Origin of the sequence: Oceanimonas aquatica, from assembly GCF_030732065.1 — a bacterium.
In the GTDB taxonomy this organism is placed as follows: Bacteria; Pseudomonadota; Gammaproteobacteria; order Enterobacterales; family Aeromonadaceae; genus Oceanimonas.
In genome coordinates this window covers 114,068-134,178 of sequence record NZ_JAVBHX010000001.1, presented here as the reverse complement: position 1 = coordinate 134,178, position 20,111 = coordinate 114,068, and the positions used below count along the sequence as shown (strand labels likewise).

Sequence of the window (20,111 nt, the reverse complement as noted above, 5' to 3'; positions counted from 1 at the left end):
ATTTGAAATAAGATCTAACTGTTACTAGGGGCTGATTCAGGATTCGACGAGATTCTCGAACTCCTAGGTGCATGCCGAGGTGCGATAGGCCTCGTAAAACAATCGCAAAAAAATAGTCGCAAACGACGAAAACTACGCACTCGCAGCTTAATAACCTGCAGAGAGCCCTTCTGCCCTAGCTTGCCTGTGACTTAGGGAATCGGAAGGTCATCCTTCACAGGATCGCGTGGATGCCGTGCCTGACGGTTGAAGCGTTAAAACCAATTCAGGATAGTCTGTCTGTGGCGTGTCAGTCCGCAGCAGCTGGCGAATTTAATGACTGACTAAGCATGTAGTACCGACGACGTAGGTTTTTCGGACGCGGGTTCAACTCCCGCCAGCTCCACCAATCGATTTGAAGGCCCCGCAAGGGGCCTTTTTTATTTGAAAAATCAAAAACTTAACGATGCACTGCCAATGGTCTTGGCGGTCAAATTTCATTAAAATTCCACTATTCGGTTTTCTCGGGTTCGACTGCCCGCACCGCAGGTTTATGACTCATGCCCTCCATCCCCCTGCCCCGGCTTAACCTTCGCAATCTGATGCTGGCCATGGCCATCTTCAGTGTGGTTATCACCCTGTGCAACAGCTTCTATGCCACCTACGAGGTGCAGCGCACCCTGCTTATCAGCAACACCCTGGAAGCCAACCGGGTATACGCAGCCAAACTGGCGGAAGTGACCGACAGCTTTATTCAGTCCACCCGTCAGCAGCTGGCCTACAGTGCCCGTGAGCTGGTCACTCATATGGACGACGAACAAGCGCTGATGGCGGAAGCCCGACGCCTGCATGAGCAGAGCAATACCTTCAACTCCGTGGTGGTCGTCAACGCCGCCGGGGTGATTGTGGCCACCTCCCCCGATACCCTTCAGGCCAAGGGCCTCAGGCTCAGCACCGCCAGTGCCCGGCAATCGCTGGAAGCCCAGAAGCCACTGATCACGGATCCCTTTGTGTCACCGTCGGGCAACTATATCGTCAGCCTGTCGCACCCGGTGTTTGCCGCCGACGGGAATTATCTCGGGTACATTGCCGGCACCATTTACCTGCAACACAGCAATATTCTGGGGGAACTGCTGGGCAGGCATTACTATCAGGACGGCTCCTACCTGTATGTGGTAGACCGGAACAAGACTCTTATCTATCACCCGAATGAAGCCCGCATCGGCGAACGTATCAGCGGTAACCGGGTCATCGATGAGGTGCTGCAGGGCCGGGAATATGCCCATAACGTGGTGAACTCCAGTGGCACCGACATGCTTGCCGGGTTTGCGCCGGTGGCCAGTACCGGCTGGGGCATAGTGGCACAACGGCCCAAGGCTGCCACCCTGGCGGGCATCAACGAACACCTGCTGCGGGTGATAATGAAAAGTGTGCCCGTGGGGCTGCTGACTCTGGCGGGAATCTGGCTGTCGGCGCTGTTTATTTCCCGGCCCCTGTGGCAGCTGGCCACCTCGGCCCGGCTGATGAACCGGCAAAGCGCCCAGGCCGAGATCTCCGGAGTCCGCTCCTGGTATTTTGAAGCGGCCCAGCTCAAGCGCGCCATCGTGCGCGGTATCGGGCTGCTCAACGAGCGCATCAACAAGCTGCATACCGACAGCCACACCGATGCCCTCACCGGCCTGTTCAACCGCCGGGGCATGCAGCATGTGCTGGATACCTATGAGCTGGAGCGGGTCCCCTTTTCGGTGATCGCGCTGGATATTGACCATTTCAAGCGCGTCAACGACAGCTTTGGCCACGATACTGGCGACGAGGTCATTCGAACCCTGGCCAGGGTGATGCAGGAGCAGGCTCGCCGGGACGATGCCTTGTGCCGCAGCGGCGGCGAGGAATTCATGGTATTTCTTCCCGGCACCGCTACCGAGCATGCCCGGGAAGTGGCCGAGCGCCTGCGCAAACGCATGGAAGCCACGGCCATCCCCGGAGTGGGCCATATTACCCTGTCACTGGGCATTGCCCACTGGCCCGACACCGGCACGGCCATCAGCCAGGTGTTAAAACAGGCCGACCGCGCTCTTTACCGCGCCAAAGACGAAGGTCGCAACCGGGTGATCCTCAGCGAATCCGATTAAGAGCAGCGTCGCTGATCCAGCATGGCCTGCACCACGTCGGCGGGCTCCGGGCGGGACAGCAGGTAGCCCTGGTAGTGCTGGCAGCCATGCTGATGCAGCAACTGACGCTGAGCCTCGGTTTCCACCCCTTCCGCAATCACCTCCAGTTTCAGGCTTTGGGCCATGGCGACAATGGCCTGGATAATGCTCAGGCTGTTTTCATCACCGGGCAGCGCCCGCACAAAGGACTGATCAATCTTGAGCTGGTCGAGCGGCAACTGCTGCAGATACAGCAGTGACGAATAGCCTGTGCCGAAGTCATCAATGGCAAAACGGACACCGTGTGCTTTTAGCGTTTGCATGCGGGCAATGGCGGTGGGCATGTCATCCAGCAGCATGGACTCGGTAATTTCCAGCTTGATGGCCGCAGGATCAACCCCGGTCTGCTCAAAGATGACCAGCACGTCTTCAATAAACTCCGGCTGATACAGACGGGCGGCACTGATATTGACCGACAGGCTGAAATCACTGAAGGCCGGCAACCGAGACCAGGCCGCCATTTGCCGGCACGACTGCGCCAGCACCATGCGGTCTATGCGGTTCATAAGGCCAGCCTCATCGGCCACGCCGATAAAGGCACCAGGGGCCAGCACGCCCCGCTCGGGATGATACCAGCGCACCAGGGCTTCGGCACCGACCATGTTGCCCTGATAATCGAACTGGGGCTGAAAGTGCGCCTTGAACTCCTCGGCTTCCAGGCCACGCAGAATGTCCTCTTCCAGCCGCAGACGCTGAGCCACCACTTCCTGCATGCGCGGGTCAAAGAAGCGCAGCTTGCCCTTGCCGCCGTTTTTGGCGTCATACATGGCCAGCTCCGCCTGCTGCACCAGTTCGTCGGGTGACAGCTCGTTGTTTTCCAGCAACACCACGCCCATGCTGGCACTGCAGCGCAGAATATGGTTTTCGTGCACATAGGGCTGCTCCAGCAGCGACAGCAGGCGATGGCCGGTTTGCTCCAGCAGGGCAGCCGCCCGGTTACGATCCCGCGGCAGCCCGGTGAGCAGCACCACAAACTCGTCGCCGCCCAGGCGCGCCACTATGTCCTGCTCCCGCAACGACTTGTTCAGCCGCTGAGCGGCCTGCTGCAGCAACTGATCGCCCACGCCCAATCCCCAGAGATCGTTAATGTCCTTGAAATTGTCGAGATCGATGAAAATCAGCCCGGTGCCGAGGCGGTCGAGCTGATGCTGCTGAATGCGCTCGTTCAGCAAACGGCGGTTGGGCAGGCCGGTCACGGCATCGTAAAACGCCAGGTGATTGATGCGCTCCGCATCCTTCTTGCGCTGGGTAATGTCGGTAATGGAGGCCACGTAGTGGCTGACCTGGCCCTGCTCGTCGCGTACCGCACTGATCGACAGCCACTGGGGGTAGACCTGACCGGACTTGCGCTTGTTGCAGATCTCGCCCTGCCAGTGACCCTGGGCATTGATGCACAGCCACATTTCCCGGTAAAACTCCGGGCCGTGCTGTCCCGAGCTGAACAGGGCCGGCGTGTACCCGATCACTTCCTCGGCGGTGTAGCCGGTTATCTCGGTAAAGGCCCGGTTGACCCGCAAAATGCGGTTATGGGCATCGGTGACCAGCATGCCTTCAAAGCTTTCAAAGGCCACTGCCGCGATACGCAGCTCGGTTTCGTTGCGTACCCGCCGAGTAATGTCCCGGGTCAGGATCACCACGGCGCGTTTCTGGCCCAGGGGTGCATCCATGGCCTGAGCCTGGCTTTCAAAAATGCGCTGTCCTTCAAAGGTATTCAGTTCATATACCAGCCGGTGGGTGTCGGTGCGCTCAAGGGTTTCATGAATGAAGTTCAGAAAAATGCCGGCCTGTTCGGGCTCAAACAGCTCATCCACCCGTTTGCCAATCACGGTATCGTTCACCGGATACAGCAAGGAAGGGTGTGACGCCATCACTTCCAGGTAACGGCCGTCCTCGTCCATCACGAACATCAGATCCGGCAGCGCACCGGTAATGGCCCGCAGTCGCGACTCGCTCTCCTTCAATGCCTCCTGTTCCCGTTGCCGTTGCTCGGCATCATGCAGGATCAGCGCCAGCATCAGGGTCAGCGGCACCATCACCGCCAGGAAAGGCCACAGGTGCAACGGCAGCAGCAGCCGGTTTTCCGGGCTCATCAGAAAGGCAATTATGCCCAGGGTGGAAACATGCAACAACAGCACCACCGGCAGCAGGTGACTGATCCGGACTTGCAGCCAGCCCTGCCTCACGCAATGGCGAAATCCCAGGCCCAGCAGCAGCGACAGCCAGATGTTGATGGTGCCGGTCAGGGCGCCGTCACCGCCCAGCCAGAAACGAAAGCCGCCGGCCAACAGCGCCGCCAGGGCGCCGGAAACCGGACCGGCAAACAGCCCGGCCACAAACATGACGCCATTACGGGCATCCAGCAATACACCGGGCGCCACCGTCAGGGGCAGCAGCATGCAGACAATGGTCGCCAGGCCAAACCAGAAGCCGGAGGTGACCACCAACAGCCGGGGATAACGCCAGCCTTTACGCACATTGAGCGACAGCACCCAGCCCATGGCCAGCAAAATAATGGCTTGTTGAATTACGGTTGTAAGCATGAATATCGATAAATGACAGCCGAGCGAGCAAGATAGTATGAACTTAAAACCCGCACCAGCCTGAAATCATTGTTTTATTTATTGACGATTTATAGTGCGGGCAGTCTATCAGAGAAGGCTAAAATCCCCTATGCAAACAGGGGCGTTTTGCGTTGAAAATCATTGTTCTGGCCTGTTTTTTTCAGGCTGCATCTCATCCCGCCGGGCAGCGACATTTCCCCGCTTTATGCCAACTCTGCACGCCCGGCTGGTAAACGCCGGCGCAAAGCCCCCGGTCCCGGGCAAAAACATTAGCGAAAACTAAATAATTGTGGTTTATACGTATAAAAACTTGACGCAGGTCATGGCGTGACCAATAACTAAGCAGAGGCGAAACGAATTTTTCCGTTTCAACTCACACCCGTTTTCAGCCAGCCGGCTTCAGAAATATTTGGGGGAATGAGCCATGCTTTTGAACCACATCTGGGGTCTGTATGCCCACCCCAAGGATGAGTGGCATACCATTGACGACCACCACGAAAGCCTCAGCTACAGTCTGACGCATCTGGCGTTTATCGCCTTGATCCCGTCCGTCTGCACCTTTATTTCAGCCACCATGATCGGCTGGGATTTCGGTACCCAGAACACCATCATGATGACCACGGGCAGCGCACTGGTGATGTCGGTAGGCATGTACTTCACCCTTATCGGTGGCGTCTTTGCTCTTGCCTATCTTACCTACTGGATGGCCAAGACCTTTGGCGCCAGTCCGAACTTTACCCAGAGCATGGAGCTGGCCGCCTATACTGCCACGCCCCTGTTCATGACCGGGCTGGCGGTGCTCTATCCGGATCCAGTGTTCCTGATGCTGGTAGGGCTGGCGGGGCTGGCCTATTCGGTTTACCTGCTTTACTCCGGGGTTCCCATCATTATGCACATTCCCGAAGAGCGCGGCTTCATCTACGCCAGCTCCGTGGTAACCTGCGGTCTTATTCTGCTGGTGTGCATCATGGTCGGCTCGGTGATTGTGTGGAGCTGGGGCATCGGGCCCGTGTATACCTATTAACGTGAAACGTAAAACATAAAACGCAAAAAGCCGGGGATATCCTCGGCTTTTTGCTGACTTGGCGGCAGCAGGCTGGAATGAACATGGCGAATGCCAGCCTGCTTTTTGCCTCGGCTCGTTACGACTGACCTTCGTTGTACATTTCCAGGTGGCTGTTATCGATGTTGTCTTTCTGCCGGGCGGTGTCGTTACGCAGTGAGTCGAGGGCGTCCAGGTATTCCTGGTTTACGTCCTGGGTCACGTACTCGCCGGTAAACACCGAGGTCTCAAAGCGACGCAACTCGGGGTTGAAATGGCGCACCGCGTCTTCCAGATCTTCCAGTTCCTGGAAAATCAGGCCATCGGCGCCGATCAGCTTGCAGATTTCATCGGACTCCCGGCCGTAGGCGATCAGCTCGTTGGGCGAGGGCATGTCGATGCCGTACACGTTCGGGAAACGAATTTCCGGTGCGGCCGAGGCGAAATACACCTTCTTGGCGCCCGCATCCCGGGCCATTTCAATGATCTGCTCGGAGGTGGTGCCGCGCACGATGGAGTCATCCACCAGCAGCACGTTCTTGCCGGCAAATTCAGAAGGAATGGCATTGAGCTTGCGACGCACCGACTGCCGGCGCTGCTGCTGGCCGGGCATGATGAAGGTACGGCCGATATAGCGGTTCTTCACAAAGCCCTGACGATAAGGCAGTTGCAGGTTGTGAGCAATCTCAAGGGCGATGTCGCAGGAGGTCTCGGGAATGGGGATCACCACGTCGATGTTGAGATCTTCCCACTCGCGGGCAATTTTGGCGCCCAGCTTCTGACCCATGCGCACCCGGGCAGCGTACACGGAGACCTTGTCGATAAAGGAGTCGGGACGGGCAAAATACACATACTCGAAAATACAGGAGTTGTGCTGAGGCTCGGCGGCACACTGCTGGGTAAACAGCTCGCCCTGCTCGGTAATGTACACCGCCTCGCCCGGCGCCACATCGCGGATCAGCTCAAAGCCCACCGCGTCCAGGGCCACACTCTCGGACGCCACCATGTATTCGGTGTTGCCGTCTTCGGCCTCGCGCTTGCCCAGTACCAGCGGACGAATGCCGTTGGGATCGCGAAACGCCACCATGCCGTGACCAATGATCACCGCCACGGCGGCGTAGGCACCGCGTACCTTTTCATGCACCCTAGTCACGGCGGCAAACACATGCTCCGGCTCCAGGTGCAGCTTCTGGGTCTGCTGGTCCAGCTCGTGGGCCAGCACGTTGATCAGCACTTCCGAGTCGGAGGTGGTATTGATATGGCGGCGGGCCACGCGGAACTGCTCTTCCTTCAGCTCGGCGGCGTTGGTCAGGTTGCCGTTGTGCGCCAGGGCAATACCAAAGGGCGAGTTCACATAGAAGGGCTGGGCCTGGGCCACACTGCTGCTGCCGGCGGTGGGATAACGGACGTGGCCGATGCCGACGTTACCGATGAGGCGCTCCATGTGGCGCTCTTCAAACACATCCCGCACCAGGCCGTTGGCCTTGCGCTGGCGAAAGGTGTCACCGGAGATGGTAACGATGCCGGCGGCATCCTGTCCTCGGTGCTGAAGTACCGTCAGGGCATCGTAAAGCGCCTGGTTTACCGGGGTCGTACCTTGAATACCGACAATCCCACACATGTCCAAATTTCCTCGAATTACTATAGCTTGGGGGGTAAGAAGCTGGATGAATTCTGCAGCATATTAAAAAACCACTGGATCACGATACCGAACTCGGGAATGAGTACCGACTCCTTCCACCACGGACTATGGGGAAAGGCCGTCAGAGTATCGACAAACAGCAGCAGCGCGGCAACGATAAAGACGCCACGCACGGCGCCAAAACAGACGCCCAGCACCCGGTCGGTGCCCGACAGGCCGGTTCGGGTAACCAGCTCGCCGGTAATGTAGTTGACCAGAGCGCCCAGGATCAGGGTAAGCACAAACAGAATGGCAATGGCAGCACCATTGCGAAACAGCGGATCGGAAATATCGAGAAACACCGCCAGATCGGCGTAAAAACGGCTGGCGATGAAAAAGGCGGCCACCCAGGTGGCGAGTGACATGGCTTCCTTGACGAAGCCCCGGACCAGGCTGATGAGGGCCGACAGGCCGATAATGCCGAGTATTACGTAGTCTATCCAAACCATCATGTTAGTGCCGAAGCCCTCCTGATTGCCGCGCATTCTATCAAATTCGCTTGGTAAAAGGCGACGAAAAAGCGGATAAACTTCATTCAATATGAAATTAGTCGGCCGTGATTCGGCGCCTTTTCGGAACAAAAAAAGGCCGGGGTCATGACCCCGGCCTCATTACCAGTGCTGCCTGTCTCAGCCGATAAACTCGAGGCCGCCCATGTAGGGCTTGAGTACCTCGGGCACACGAATGCGGCCGTCTTCCTGCTGGTAGTTTTCCAGCACCGCCACCAGGGTGCGGCCCACCGCCAGGCCGGAGCCGTTCAGGGTGTGCAGCAGCTGGGGCTTGCCGTCGGCACCGCGGACCCGGGCCTGCATGCGGCGGGCCTGGAAGTCACCGCAGTTGGAAACAGACGAAATTTCCCGGTAGGTGTCCTGGGCCGGCAGCCACACTTCCAGATCGTAGGTTTTGGCGGCACCAAAGCCCATGTCGCCGGTGCACAGGGCCATCACCCGGTAGGGCAACTCCAGACGCTGCAGCACCTTCTCGGCGTGACCGACCATTTCTTCCAGCGCATCCCAGGAGGTGTCGGGGTGCACCAGTTGCACCATTTCCACCTTGTCGAACTGGTGCATGCGAATAAGGCCCCGGGTGTCACGGCCGTAGGAGCCGGCTTCGGAACGGAAACAGGGGGTGTGGGCGGTGAGCTTCATCGGCAGCTGCGCCGGCTCAAAAATCTCGTCCCGGCCGATGTTGGTCAGCGGCACTTCGGAGGTGGGGATCAGCGAGAAACGGCGTACCTTGCCTTCCTCGTCACCCTCGCCTTCGATGGCGGTGTGGAACAGATCGGCGGAGAACTTGGGCAGCTGGCCGGTGCCGTACAGGCTGTCGCTGTTGACCAGATACGGCACATAACACTCGGTGTAGCCATGCTCGGTGGTATGCAGATCCAGCATGAACTGGGCCAGGGCCCGGTGCATGCGGGCAATCTGGCCTTGCATGATCACAAAGCGGGAGCCGGAGAGCTTGACCGCGCCTTCAAAGTCGAGGCCGGCCAGGGCCTCGCCGAGGGCCACGTGATCCTTGGGCTCAAAACCGAGCGCCGTGGGCTCGCCCCAGGTGCGTACGGTGACGTTGTCGTCTTCGTCCTTGCCCACCGGCACCGACTCGTGGGGCAGGTTGGGAATGGCGGCGCAAAAGGCCTGAATCTCGTTCAGCAGCTGGTCCAGCTCCACCTTGCAGCCATCCAGCTCGTCGTTGATGGCGGTCACCGCCGCCTTCAACGGGGCAATGTCTTCACCGTTGCGGGCAGCCTGGCCAATGGCCTTGGAACGGGCATTGCGCTCGGCCTGCAGTTCCTGAGTGCGGGCCTGCAGGGTTTTGCGGCGCTCTTCCAGGCCGTTGAACAGGGCGGTATCCAGGGTGAAGCCGCGGCTTGCCAGCCGCGCGGCCGTGTCGTCAATGTCGCTGCGCAGGTATTTGGAATCCAGCATGAGTTACCTTAAATTCGAATGATGCGCTTGCACGCAGTAGATGAAAGTCGGTTCGGACCACAGTTTATCAGCATCCTCGCCGGCGGGCCAAGGCGAGCGGGCCGGTCTAGCTACCGCTTGTTGCCAGCCTGCTCGTCGAGCTTGCTCAGATAGTCGAGCTTGGCCTGAATCTTCTGCTCAAAGCCCCGCTCGTTGGGGGCATAATAACGCCGCCCGGCCATGGGCTCGGGCAGGTAGGTTTCGCCGGCGGCATAGGCCCCCGGCTCGTTGTGGGCGTAGCGGTACTCGGCGCCATGGCCCAGCTCCTGCATCAGCTTGGTGGGCGCGTTGCGCAGATGCACCGGCACCTCGAAGTCGGGCAACTCGCGGGCGTCCTTCAGCGCCGCCTTCCAGGCGGTATAAAGGGCGTTGCTTTTGGGCGCGCAGGCCAGGTAAACAATGGCCTGGGCGATGGCCCGCTCCCCTTCCGCCGGTCCCACCCGGGTAAAGCAGTCCCAGGCGGCCAGGGCCACGTCCATGGCTTTTGGGTCGGCCAGGCCAATGTCTTCCGAGGCGATGGCCAGCAGCCGACGGGCGATATAGAGGGGATCGCAGCCGGCGGTGATCATTCGCGCATACCAGTACAGGCCGGCATCGGGGTTGGAGCCGCGAATGGACTTGTGAATGGCGGAGATTAAGTCGTAATAGAGATCACCCTGATTATCGAAGCGGGCCAGTCGTTCACCGGTCACCTCCGCCAGCAGGGCCTTGTCGATACGGCGCACACCATTCTGCTCTTCGGCCATGTCCGTCAGCAGCTCGAGGTAGTTGAGTGCCTTGCGGCCATCACCGTCCACCAGGTCGGCCAGGGCCCGCTGTACGCCCTCGACAAGCTCAATGCCCTGCCCCGCCAGACCCCGCTTGTCGTGCAGGGCCTGATGGATCATGGCTTCCACATCGGCGATTTCCAGACGCTTGAGCAGATAAACCCGGGCCCGGGACAAGAGCGCGTTGTTCAGTTCAAAAGAGGGGTTTTCGGTGGTGGCCCCGATAAAGGTGACGGTGCCGTCCTCGATATGAGGCAGAAAGGCATCCTGCTGGGACTTGTTGAAACGGTGCACCTCGTCCACGAACAAAATGGTGCGCCGGCCCGCCAGCTTGTGCTCCCGGGCCCGGTCAATGGCGGCGCGAATGTCCTTCACCCCGGAGGTGACCGCCGAGACTCGCTCCACCTGGGCATCGCAGTAGTGCGCCACCAGCTCGGCCAGGGTGGTCTTGCCGGTGCCCGGCGGCCCCCACAAAATCATGGAATGACAGTGGCCGGCTTCCAGCGCCCGGCGCAGCGGCTTGCCCGGCCCCAGAATATGCTGCTGCCCCAGGTACTGGTCGATGCGCTCCGGGCGCATGCGCGCCGCCAGTGGGCGAAAGTCGTCCTGCTCGAAGTCCAGGCTCAGGGTACTCATGTTGATGCCCTTAACGCTGATCGTCCACCATTACCCCGGCCGGCGGGGTAAAGCGAAAGGCGCTGGCGGCCAGGTCGGGGCTGGCATTAAAGCCGCTCAGGGTAAATTCGCTGCGCTGGCCACCCGATTCCACCACGGTAAAGCGCGCCAGCCGGTCCTGACTGTCAAAGCTCAGGGTAAAACGCTGAATAAGCTCCGCCGGATCCTTGCTGGCCACCACATAGCTGCTGCCCTGCTTGCTGACGTTATAGCCCTGCCAGCGGGCGCGGTCGCCACCGGAGATCAACAAAAACGGCGTGTTCTGCACCGCCTGCGCCAATGGCACTATACTCACCTGCTCCACAAAGGGATCGTACATCCACACATCGGTGCCGTCGGACACGATCAGGCTCTCGTCGGGGCTGGTGGTGTGCCAGCGGAACCGATCGGGCCGGGCCAGTTGCATGCTGCCTTCGGCGCGTTGCATGGGATCGCCGCTTTCGTCATAGACCTGCTGGCTGAAGTCCGCGGAAAAGCGCCCCAGCGCCGACAGCTTTTGCTGCAGCTCGCCGGCCGCATCGGCCAGTACCTGCGTGCTGGTGGCCCACAAGATCACACCCAGCGTCATCAGTTTCTTCATTGATTATCCCCTCGCCGGCGGCGGTGCCAGCACTTCCCGTTGACCATTGCTGCCCGCCGGGCTGACAATGCCCTGGGCTTCCATCTGATCGATGATACGGGCAGCCCTGTTGTAGCCTATCTTGAACTTGCGCTGCACGCTGGAGGTAGAGCCCCGGCGCGACTCTGCGACAAAAGCCACCGCATGGTCGAACAGCTCATCGAGCTCACCATCGGCGCCTTCCGGTGCTTCGCCGGGCAGCAGACCGTCGGCCCCCACCTCGCCACTGAGAATGTCCTCGATGTAATCGGGCTCTCCCCGCTCCTTCCAGGCCGCCACCACCTTGTGCACCTCGTGGTCGTCAACAAAGGCACCGTGTACCCGGGTGGGGTTGCTGTCGCCGGCGGGCAGATAGAGCATGTCACCCATGCCCAGCAGCGATTCTGCGCCCTGCTGATCGAGAATGGTGCGGGAGTCGATTTTGCTCGACACCTGGAACGACATGCGGGTGGGAATGTTGGCCTTGATAAGGCCGGTGATCACGTCCACCGAGGGGCGCTGGGTCGCCAGAACAAGATGAATACCGGCGGCCCGCGCCTTTTGGGCGATACGGGCGATCAGCTCTTCCACCTTCTTGCCGACGATCATCATCATGTCGGCAAACTCGTCGATCACCACCACGATATGGGGCAGTTTTTCCAGCGCCGGCGGATAGGTATCCATGGACTGGGTCGGCTGCCACAGGGGATCGCGCAGCGGCTCACCGGCGTCAATGGCCTCCTGCACCTTGGTATTGAAGCCCTTGAGGTTACGCACCCCCATAGCCGACATCAGCTTGTAGCGCCGTTCCATTTCGCCCACGCACCAGCGCAGGGCGTTGGCCGCTTCCTTCATGTCGGTCACCACTTCGGTGAGCAGATGGGGAATGCCTTCATACACCGACAATTCCAGCATTTTGGGGTCGATCATGATAAAGCGCACCTCTTCCGGGGTGGCCTTGAACAGCATCGACAAAATCATCACGTTGACCCCCACCGACTTGCCCGAGCCGGTGGTACCGGCCACCAGCACGTGGGGCATCTTGGCGAGGTTGACCACCACGGGGTCGCCGGCAATGTCCTGGCCCAGCACCATGGTCAGCGGATGCTGGCTGTGGTGGAACAGCTCGGTGTCGATCACCTCGCGCAGGTACACGGTTTCGCGCCGGGTATTGGGCAGTTCCAGGCCCACGTAGGGCTTGCCGGGAATGACTTCCACCACCCGCACGCTGATGGCGGACAGAGACCGGGCCAGATCCCGGGCCAGGTTGGTGATTTTGCTGACCTTGACCCCGGGGGCCAGATCCAGCTCAAAGCGGGTGATCACCGGCCCAGGATACACGCCCACCACATTGGCCTGCACGTTGTAGTCGGCCAGCTTGGCTTCCACCAGCCGGGCAATACGCTCCAGCTCCTCTTCGCTGACCGCATGCTGGCGCGGTTTGGGCGGATCCAGCAGGGTCACTTCCGGTACCGGGCTCAGCTGGCTGGCAGGCACCTTGCGGGCCGGTGCCGGCGGGGCGGCGGGCCGCTCGGATGGCGCCGCCTGGGTGCTGCCGGCTTCATCTTCGCTCAGCCAGGGCAGGTCCAGGGCCTCATCGTCGTCGTCATCATCGTCCAGGTTCCAGCCGTTGGTTTCGGCCAGGGTGGCCACCGGCGGCTCGTCGTCATCCACCGCCGGCGCGCTCAGCACCGTTTCCTGCCGGCGGGGGGGCAATTTTTTCTGGGGCGCGGGCCTGGGCTCGGGACTCTGAGGGGCCGGCGCCAGCAAGGGATCGTCGTCATCCTGCTCGGGCTCGGCATCGGCATCCTGATCACGGCCGAGACGATCCCGAAAACGGCGCCAGCCGGCAAAGCCGGCTTCCCGGGACGGCGCCTCGGCCACCGGAGCAGGCTCGCAGGCCTGCGCCACCGGCTCTGGTTCATCACCGCGACCACGCCGGGTCTGCCAGTCGGCAATGCGGCCCGGCAGTGTCGACAGCCAGCCCGGCGCTTCCATTACCAGGGCGCCGAGGCGCTCCACGATCAGCAGCCAGGACCAGCCGGTAAAAAAGGTCACCCCGGTGGCAAAACAGCACAGCAGCATCAGGGTGGTACCCAGGCTGCCAAACACCGGGTTCAGCGCGCCAGCCAGCATGTCGCCAATCAGGCCGCCGGAAGAGAAATAGTAGATATCGCCGATGTTCATGCTGGCCAGGGCCAGCAGGCTCAGCAGCACCATCAGAAAGCCGATGATGCGCAGGCTCAGGGTCAGGTAGCAGATCTCGATCAGCCCCTTGGGCCGCCACAGCGTCACCCAGCCCACAAACACCATAAAGGGCGGCAGCAGGTAGGCGGAAAAGCCGAACACAAACAACAGTATGTCGGCCAGCCAGGCTCCCGCCGGGCCGGCGGCATTGCTGATGTCGCCGCCCCAGGCGGTTTGCGACCAGCCCGGATCCGACGGGTGATAGGACACCAGCGACAGCATCATGAACACGGCCAGTAAAATGATGGCTATCAGCCCGGCCTCAAAGAGACGCTGCAAACCAGACATGGGAGTAAACAGCTTTTTCTCCGCCAAACGTCCGCTCCTCGTTATTATGATTGTGCTCAGGTTATCAGGGCTTCGCGACGGAAGAGGTCGCCGCCACACCGTTACCCGTTACAACGACAAACGAGCGGCCGGGGCCGCTCGCTGAAAGTGGGTCTCAAGTCCCGCCGGCATAAAAATACCAGAGCGGGACACAATAGCACAGCTTAACGGGTATTGATCACCAGACGGTTGCTCTGCTTGACCTCTTCCATCACCACATAGGTGCGGGTGTCGTTGACACCGGGCAGGCGCAGCAGGGTTTCGCCCAGCAGCTTGCGATAGGCGGACATGTCGGCCACCCGGGTTTTCAGCAGATAGTCGAAGTCGCCGGATACCAGGTGGCACTCCTGAATTTCTTCCAGTTTCTGCACGGCGTCGTTGAACTCGTCAAACACGTCCGGAGTGCCCCGGTTCAGGGTAATTTCCACAAACACCAGCAGCGAGGCATCAAGAAACTGGGGGTTGAGAATGGCGGTATAGCCTTCGATATATCCCTGGCGCTCCAGCCGGCGCACCCGCTCCAGGCAGGGTGTGGGGCTCAGGCCTACCCGCTTGGACAGCTCCACATTGGAAATACGGCCATCCTGCTGCAGCTCGTTGAGTATGTTGCGGTCGATGCGATCGAGCTCCTTGAGGGGCCGGTTGTTAGCATCCAACACTTCATCCATCCTTTGGCTCATTTTAGGTACATTCCACTTATTGATACGGGACTTGGTCGGCATCGGGCCATGCACGCCGGCATGCCTTCAACCTGCTCATACATGTTCACTGTCGCCACCGCCGGGCTTAGCCACGACGGGCCGCGACAATAAAATAAAAATCTGAAATTATTGATTACATATACAATAAAGTAACAAACAGGAGCTTAACATGATAAATGGCAAACCGGTAGCACAACTGTTTGTCTGAAACGGAAAAAAGGCGCCAAATTTCAGTTAAAAAAATGCCGGGCAGGTATTTCCCCTGAAACACCCGTTAAAATTTCCACCTGAAGCAAAGTAATGAATACTGCTGCTCAATACGGTCACGGCCACCCCGACCTTTGGCAAAACCCCTGATGAAGAAAGATGACGCAGCATTTTGTCTTGGTCGTGGCGCCCTGAAAATCGCCTTTAAATATAATGGAGTTATATTGCATAACTATTCGTTATAAATCTTTTTTTCACCGTTTACTCCTTGCCAGGCCGGCAAACCCCGCCGAGGTTCTTTATTCCATTTTCGCTATCCCCTACAATCTGGGCCAACATCGTCGCCCATTTGCCAAGGTTGGAGAAATACATGAGTCAAGCCAAACACGCCAAACTGCTTATCCTGGGATCAGGCCCCGCGGGCTATACCGCCGCCGTGTATGCCGCCCGGGCCAACCTCAGCCCGGTGCTGGTCACCGGCATTCAGCAGGGCGGTCAGCTGACCACCACCACCGAAGTGGAAAACTGGCCCGGCGACGCGGAAGGCCTGACCGGCCCGGCGCTGATGGAGCGCATGAAAGAGCATGCCGAGCGCTTTGAAACCGAGATTGTGTTCGACCACATTCACACCGTGGAGCTGAGCCAGCGCCCCTTCCGTCTCAAGGGCGACACCGGCGAATACACCTGTGATGCGCTGATCATCGCCACCGGCGCCTCCGCCAAGTACCTGGGCCTGCCGTCTGAAGAAGCCTTTCAGGGCCGTGGTGTGTCTGCCTGCGCCACCTGCGACGGCTTTTTCTACCGCAACCAGAAAGTGGCCGTGGTCGGCGGTGGCAACACCGCCGTGGAAGAAGCCCTGTATCTCTCCAACATCGCCGCCGAGGTGCACCTGATCCACCGTCGCGATCAGTTCCGCTCCGAGAAGATTTTGATCGACCGGCTGATGGACAAGGTTGAAAACGGCAACATCATTCTGCACACCGACCGCACCCTGGACGAAGTGCTGGGTGACGACATGGGGGTAACCGGTGTGCGGCTGAAGGACACACAGTCCGATGCCACCGAGCAACTGGACGTGGCCGGCGTCTTTATCGCCATTGGCCACCAGCCCAACACCGGCATCTTTGCCGAGCAGCTGGACATGGAAAACGGCTACCTCAAGGTACAGTCCGGCCTGCACGGTAACGCCACCCAGACCAGCATCGAGGGCGTGTTCGCCGCCGGCGACGTCATGGATCACGTTTACCGCCAGGCCATCACCTCCGCCGGCACCGGCTGCATGGCCGCCCTGGACGCCGAGCGCTACCTGGACGCCCAGGCTCAGCTGTAAGGCTTCGGCTGGCAAAACGTAAAACGGCGCTGTCTAACAGCGCCGTTTTTTTTGGCTCAGGCGGTTTGGGGCGCCGGCGGCTGGTGTTGCGCCACGTAGTCCAGCGCGCGTTGCAGGGTGGGACAAAATGACAACTCGCCATTCACCGGGGTCATGCCGGCACGGGCCAGGGTTTTCAGTGGCTGGGTCTGCAGATCCGCCACCACCACTTCAATGCCGTTGCGGCCACACTCGCCGACAAACCGGTTCAGTGCCGACAGACCGCCGGCATCCAGCACCGGTACCGCGTCCATATACAACACCACGCCCCTGTGCTCACGCACCAGCAGCGCCAGCTCGCTGAACACCTTGTCGGCGGCGGCAAAAAACAGCGGCCCGTTGATTTTGTACACCACCCAGCCCGCCGGCACTCCGTGCGGCACCATGCGTTCATGACGGGAGATGTCGATCACCCGGGTCATGTCGGCGATGTTTTTTACAAACAACACGGTAGCCAGCAGCATGCCGGTGGTAATGGCGATCACCATGTCAAAGACGATGGTGAGCGAAAAGCAGGTCAGGAACACCAGCAAATCCCCTTTGGGCGCGGTTCTGAACAAATGCACCGCCTTGGGAGCCTCGCTCATGTTCCAGGCCACCACCAGCAGCAGCGCCGCCATGGCCGGCATGGGCAGGTATGCCAGCAAGCGCGCCAGCAACACCAGCCCCGCCAGCACCACCAGGGCGTGCACCATGGCCGCCACCGGCGACACCGCCCCCGCCCTGAAATTGGCGGCGGAGCGGGCAATGGCTGCGGTGGCAGGAATGCCGCCAAAAAACGGGGCGATCAGGTTGCCGATGCCCTGCCCCAGCAGCTCGCTGTTGGCACTGTGGCGCTTGCCGGTCATGCCGTCCAGCACCACGGCGCACAGCAGTGACTCAATCGCTCCCAGCATGGCGATGGCAAAGGCCCCCGGCAGCAGATCCCGCATCAGCTGCCAGCTCAGCCCAATGGCTTCTCCCTGCGGGCCGGGCTGCAACCAGGGCCAGACAAAGTCGGGCAACACCGGTGGTATGCCCGCCCCTTGCGTGCCGTCGGGCAACAGGTAACTGAAACGGCTGCTAATGGTTTCAATTCCCAGGCCCTGCTGATTCAGCCAGACCGCCATCAGGCTGGCCAGCAGCACCGCCAGCAGATGGGGCGGCACACCGGTTTTCAGCCGGGGCCAGAGCAGCATGATGGCCAGGGTCAGCCCGGCCACCAGCAGACTGGGCCAGTGCAGTGCCGGCAGGTGCCCGGCCAGGGCCACCAGACGGGGCACAAAGGCCTCGGGCAGCTCACCGGGCGTGAGGCCAAAAAAGTCCTTTAGTTGCAGGCCGGCAATGACCACGGCGATACCTGCGGTAAACCCCAGGGTGACCGGCTCGGGAATGTATTCCACCAGCCGACCCAAGCGCAGCAGCGCCATCAGCACCAGCATGGCCCCGGCCATCAGGGTGGCCAGCAACAGGCCGCCCAGGCCATAGCTCTGCGCAATGGGATAAAGGATCACCACAAAGGCCGCCGTGGGCCCGGAAATACTGAGCCGGGAGCCGCCGGTCAGAGCGATGACAAAGCCGCCGATAATGGCGGTATAGAGGCCGTACTGGGGTGCCACGCCACTGGCGATGGCCAGTGCCATGGCCAACGGAATGGCGATAATGCCGACCGTGATCCCGGCCAGCACATCCTTGAGCAGCTGGGCCCGGCCATAAGGCTCACGGCGACAGGCTTCTCCCAGGGCATGACCGGGACGAAGGGAAAACAGGTGGGCACGATGGGACATGGCTGGCTCCGCAGTGGGTTAAGGCATGAACAATCCTTGATTGTATTCTCATCAGCAGCGCATTCAATGATAATATGATTAACATGTGATGTACCCCGGAGGTAGTATGGAGCAAAGAACCGCCCGCCTGACCCTGCTTATCGACCCACGCAAGAAGGCGCTGTTTGAACAACTCTGCGCCGAAGAAGACGTGACCCCGTCCCAGAAAGTGCGCCAGTTCATTCGTGAATACATCGAGCAGAAAACCGGCGAAGACTGGCAGAAGTCATCCCGCTGAGTCCGGAGTAAACCATGTACCTGACGCAACTGGATGAACGGCTGTGGTTTCCCGATCCCGACACGGCCCTGGCTGATCCCGAGGGCCTGCTGGCGGTGGGTGGCGATCTGCGCCCCGAGCGGCTGCTGCTGGCCTACCGCATGGGCATTTTTCCCTGGTATGACGAGTCCCAGCCGCCGCTGTGGTGGTCGCCGGATCCCCGTGCCGTGCTGCAGCCCGACGCCCTGCACGTCAGCCGCAGCCTGGCCAAACTGGCGCGCAAAAACCGCTACCGGCTGACCGTCAACCATGCCTTTGAGGCGGTGATTCGCCACTGCCGGGAGCTGCGTGAAGACGGCCCCGGCACCTGGATCACCCCCGATATCGAGCATAACTACTGCCGGCTGCACCATCAGGGTCACGCCCATTCGGTGGAGGTATGGGACGAACAGCAACTGGTGGCCGGGCTTTACGGCATTGGTCTGGGCCGGCTGTTTTGCGGCGAGTCCATGTTTCACCTGGTGAGCAACGGCTCCAAGCTGGCCATGCTGGGGTTGTGCCGGCATTTTGCCCGCCACGGTGGCGCCCTGGTGGACTGCCAGCTGCCCAACCCGCACCTGCAAAGCCTGGGGGTGGTGAGCTGGCCGCGTGCCCGCTTTCTGCATAAACTCAAAGAGCTGCAACATGCGCCCGTTTCCGCCACCTGCTGGCAACCCAGTGAGCTGAGTTTATGAGGGAAGTAAACCTGAAAGTGGGGCTGACGCCCAAGCACCCCTGCAGTTACCTGCCGGGGCGGCTGGAACAACTGCTGGTATTACTCGATCGCGAACTGCTGTGCCCCGAGGGCTACGAGCAGCTGCTGTCGGCGGGCTTCCGCCGCAGTGGCTCCGATATTTACCGGCCCCGCTGCCAGGCCTGCCAGGCCTGCGAGTCATTGCGCATTGCGGTCGACGACTTTACTCCGGGGCGCAGCCAGAAGCGCATTCGGCGCAAGAACCGCGATGTCCGTCTTGTGCTGAGCGAGCAGGACAAACCCGAGTACTTCGCCCTTTACCAGCACTATATCAACCGGCGCCACCGGGACGGCACCATGTATCCGGCCAGCCGCCAGCAGTATGAAGGCTTTCTGTTATGCCAATGGCTGCCACCGCTGTTTATGGAGTTTCACCAGGGTGGCCGGCTGATTGGGGTGGCAGTGACCGATCTGCTGAGCGAGGCGCTCAGCGCCATGTACACCTTTTACGACCCCGACGAAGAGCACAGATCTCTGGGGACGTTTGCCATTCTCAGCCAGATTCAACTGGCCCGGCAGCTTAACAAACACTGGCTGTATCTGGGTTATCAGGTCGACGGTTGCCGCAAAATGAATTACAAGCAGCACTTCCGGCCCCATCAGCGGCTGATTGACGGCCACTGGCAAACGATGAAAGACGGAGCCTAAACTTTACACTGAAAGCGAAATCCGGCATGATCCCAGCCGTTTTTATTGCCTGCGCTAACAAGAGGACTCAATGGCTAAAGAAGACAGTATTGAAATGCAGGGGACCATCCTGGAAACCCTGCCAAACACCATGTTTCGCGTTGAGCTGGAAAACGGCCATGTGGTCACCGCTCACATCTCCGGCAAGATGCGCAAAAACTACATCCGTATCCTGACCGGTGACAAGGTCACTGTCCAGCTGACTCCCTACGACCTGTCCAAGGGTCGCATCGTCTTCCGCTCTCGCTAATTCGCTCCTCCGTTTCGGTTGAGGCAAC

The 20,111-nt window shown here is 60.2% G+C and carries 16 protein-coding genes and 1 other RNA gene; 8 read left to right on the top strand and 9 right to left on the bottom strand.

Annotated elements, in window-relative coordinates:
* Window positions 1-27: 27 nt before the first annotated feature.
* Together ssrA and Q9290_RS00645 are read left to right on the top strand one after the other, a co-directional pair.
* Window positions 28-388, top strand: a transfer-messenger RNA (tmRNA) gene (ssrA, locus tag Q9290_RS00650).
* A gap of 151 nt (window positions 389-539) precedes the next feature.
* Window positions 540-2,111 carry a sensor domain-containing diguanylate cyclase gene (locus tag Q9290_RS00645; protein ID WP_306077706.1) on the top strand — a complete coding sequence of 524 codons (1,572 nt, stop codon included), beginning with the start codon at window positions 540-542 and terminating at the stop codon, window positions 2,109-2,111.
* Here Q9290_RS00645 and Q9290_RS00640 read toward each other — a convergent pair.
* Window positions 2,108-4,729, bottom strand: a complete 2,622-nt coding sequence (locus Q9290_RS00640) for an EAL domain-containing protein (protein ID WP_306077705.1) — start codon at window positions 4,727-4,729, stop codon at window positions 2,108-2,110. The two genes, Q9290_RS00645 and Q9290_RS00640, sit on opposite strands and share 4 nt — an antisense overlap.
* Window positions 4,730-5,174: 445 nt before the next feature.
* Here Q9290_RS00640 and Q9290_RS00635 point away from each other — a divergent pair, with 445 nt between their 5' ends.
* Window positions 5,175-5,774 carry a Yip1 family protein gene (locus tag Q9290_RS00635; RefSeq protein ID WP_306077704.1) on the top strand — a complete coding sequence of 200 codons (600 nt, stop codon included), beginning with the start codon at window positions 5,175-5,177 and terminating at the stop codon, window positions 5,772-5,774.
* Window positions 5,775-5,892: 118 nt separating this feature from the next.
* Here Q9290_RS00635 and purF read toward each other — a convergent pair whose 3' ends face one another.
* The 7 genes from purF to lrp form a co-directional block, all read right to left on the bottom strand.
* The gene (gene purF / locus Q9290_RS00630) at window positions 5,893-7,413 is read right to left on the bottom strand and encodes an amidophosphoribosyltransferase (RefSeq protein WP_306077703.1); all 1,521 of its coding nucleotides are present in this window, start codon (window positions 7,411-7,413) and stop codon (window positions 5,893-5,895) included.
* A gap of 20 nt (window positions 7,414-7,433) precedes the next feature.
* Window positions 7,434-7,922: a CvpA family protein gene (locus Q9290_RS00625; RefSeq protein ID WP_306078167.1), complete on the bottom strand. Its 489-nt coding sequence runs from the start codon at window positions 7,920-7,922 to the stop codon at window positions 7,434-7,436.
* A gap of 180 nt (window positions 7,923-8,102) precedes the next feature.
* Window positions 8,103-9,401 carry a serine--tRNA ligase gene (gene serS, locus Q9290_RS00620; RefSeq protein ID WP_306077702.1) on the bottom strand — a complete coding sequence of 433 codons (1,299 nt, stop codon included), beginning with the start codon at window positions 9,399-9,401 and terminating at the stop codon, window positions 8,103-8,105.
* Window positions 9,402-9,511: 110 nt separating this feature from the next.
* Window positions 9,512-10,843, bottom strand: coding sequence for a replication-associated recombination protein A (locus Q9290_RS00615; protein ID WP_306077701.1), 1,332 nt, complete (start codon window positions 10,841-10,843; stop codon window positions 9,512-9,514).
* A 10-nt stretch (window positions 10,844-10,853) separates the two neighbouring features.
* A complete protein-coding gene (lolA, locus tag Q9290_RS00610; RefSeq protein WP_306077700.1) occupies window positions 10,854-11,462 on the bottom strand; it encodes an outer membrane lipoprotein periplasmic chaperone LolA in 609 nt (202 codons plus the stop codon).
* A 3-nt stretch (window positions 11,463-11,465) separates the two neighbouring features.
* Complete coding sequence (locus Q9290_RS00605) at window positions 11,466-14,042, bottom strand: DNA translocase FtsK (protein ID WP_306077699.1); 2,577 nt, start codon at window positions 14,040-14,042, stop codon at window positions 11,466-11,468.
* Window positions 14,043-14,218: 176 nt separating this feature from the next.
* Window positions 14,219-14,722: a leucine-responsive transcriptional regulator Lrp gene (lrp, locus tag Q9290_RS00600; RefSeq protein ID WP_019935522.1), complete on the bottom strand. Its 504-nt coding sequence runs from the start codon at window positions 14,720-14,722 to the stop codon at window positions 14,219-14,221.
* A gap of 610 nt (window positions 14,723-15,332) precedes the next feature.
* Between lrp and trxB the strand changes: the two genes are divergently transcribed.
* A complete protein-coding gene (gene trxB, locus Q9290_RS00595; RefSeq protein WP_306077698.1) occupies window positions 15,333-16,292 on the top strand; it encodes a thioredoxin-disulfide reductase in 960 nt (319 codons plus the stop codon).
* Window positions 16,293-16,348: 56 nt separating this feature from the next.
* On the opposite strand, the gene dauA is transcribed toward trxB, so the two are convergent.
* Window positions 16,349-18,097: a C4-dicarboxylic acid transporter DauA gene (gene dauA / locus Q9290_RS00590; protein WP_306077697.1), complete on the bottom strand. Its 1,749-nt coding sequence runs from the start codon at window positions 18,095-18,097 to the stop codon at window positions 16,349-16,351.
* Window positions 18,098-18,203: 106 nt separating this feature from the next.
* On the opposite strand from dauA, the gene Q9290_RS00585 reads away from it, so the two are divergent.
* The 4 genes from Q9290_RS00585 to infA all read left to right on the top strand — a co-directional run bounded on the left by Q9290_RS00585 (window position 18,204) and on the right by infA (window position 20,083).
* The gene (locus Q9290_RS00585; RefSeq protein ID WP_306077696.1) at window positions 18,204-18,374 is read left to right on the top strand and encodes a CopG family transcriptional regulator; all 171 of its coding nucleotides are present in this window, start codon (window positions 18,204-18,206) and stop codon (window positions 18,372-18,374) included.
* 14 nt (window positions 18,375-18,388) lie between these two features.
* The gene (gene aat, locus Q9290_RS00580; RefSeq protein ID WP_306077695.1) at window positions 18,389-19,087 is read left to right on the top strand and encodes a leucyl/phenylalanyl-tRNA--protein transferase; all 699 of its coding nucleotides are present in this window, start codon (window positions 18,389-18,391) and stop codon (window positions 19,085-19,087) included.
* Window positions 19,084-19,794, top strand: a complete 711-nt coding sequence (locus Q9290_RS00575; protein ID WP_306077694.1) for an arginyltransferase — start codon at window positions 19,084-19,086, stop codon at window positions 19,792-19,794. Before aat ends, Q9290_RS00575 begins: the two co-directional genes overlap by 4 nt.
* A 70-nt stretch (window positions 19,795-19,864) precedes the next feature.
* A complete protein-coding gene (gene infA / locus Q9290_RS00570; protein ID WP_014291892.1) occupies window positions 19,865-20,083 on the top strand; it encodes a translation initiation factor IF-1 in 219 nt (72 codons plus the stop codon).
* Window positions 20,084-20,111: the final 28 nt, after the last annotated feature.

Excerpts from the sequence above, each read along its gene's own strand:
- dauA (WP_306077697.1), bottom strand. The coding sequence starts at position 18,097 with ATGTCCCATCGTGCCCACCTGTTTTCCCTTCGTCCCGGTCATGCCCTG.
- Q9290_RS00635 (WP_306077704.1), top strand. The coding sequence starts at position 5,175 with ATGCTTTTGAACCACATCTGGGGTCTGTATGCCCACCCCAAGGATGAG.
- infA (WP_014291892.1), top strand. The coding sequence starts at position 19,865 with ATGGCTAAAGAAGACAGTATTGAAATGCAGGGGACCATCCTGGAAACC.
- purF (WP_306077703.1), bottom strand. The coding sequence starts at position 7,413 with ATGTGTGGGATTGTCGGTATTCAAGGTACGACCCCGGTAAACCAGGCG.
- Q9290_RS00645 (WP_306077706.1), top strand. The coding sequence starts at position 540 with ATGCCCTCCATCCCCCTGCCCCGGCTTAACCTTCGCAATCTGATGCTG.
- Q9290_RS00625 (WP_306078167.1), bottom strand. The coding sequence starts at position 7,922 with ATGGTTTGGATAGACTACGTAATACTCGGCATTATCGGCCTGTCGGCC.
- Q9290_RS00585 (WP_306077696.1), top strand. The coding sequence starts at position 18,204 with ATGGAGCAAAGAACCGCCCGCCTGACCCTGCTTATCGACCCACGCAAG.
- lolA (WP_306077700.1), bottom strand. The coding sequence starts at position 11,462 with ATGAAGAAACTGATGACGCTGGGTGTGATCTTGTGGGCCACCAGCACG.
- Q9290_RS00575 (WP_306077694.1), top strand. The coding sequence starts at position 19,084 with ATGAGGGAAGTAAACCTGAAAGTGGGGCTGACGCCCAAGCACCCCTGC.
- Q9290_RS00615 (WP_306077701.1), bottom strand. The coding sequence starts at position 10,843 with ATGAGTACCCTGAGCCTGGACTTCGAGCAGGACGACTTTCGCCCACTG.
- serS (WP_306077702.1), bottom strand. The coding sequence starts at position 9,401 with ATGCTGGATTCCAAATACCTGCGCAGCGACATTGACGACACGGCCGCG.
- lrp (WP_019935522.1), bottom strand. The coding sequence starts at position 14,722 with ATGGATGAAGTGTTGGATGCTAACAACCGGCCCCTCAAGGAGCTCGAT.
- trxB (WP_306077698.1), top strand. The coding sequence starts at position 15,333 with ATGAGTCAAGCCAAACACGCCAAACTGCTTATCCTGGGATCAGGCCCC.
- aat (WP_306077695.1), top strand. The coding sequence starts at position 18,389 with ATGTACCTGACGCAACTGGATGAACGGCTGTGGTTTCCCGATCCCGAC.
- Q9290_RS00640 (WP_306077705.1), bottom strand. The coding sequence starts at position 4,729 with ATGCTTACAACCGTAATTCAACAAGCCATTATTTTGCTGGCCATGGGC.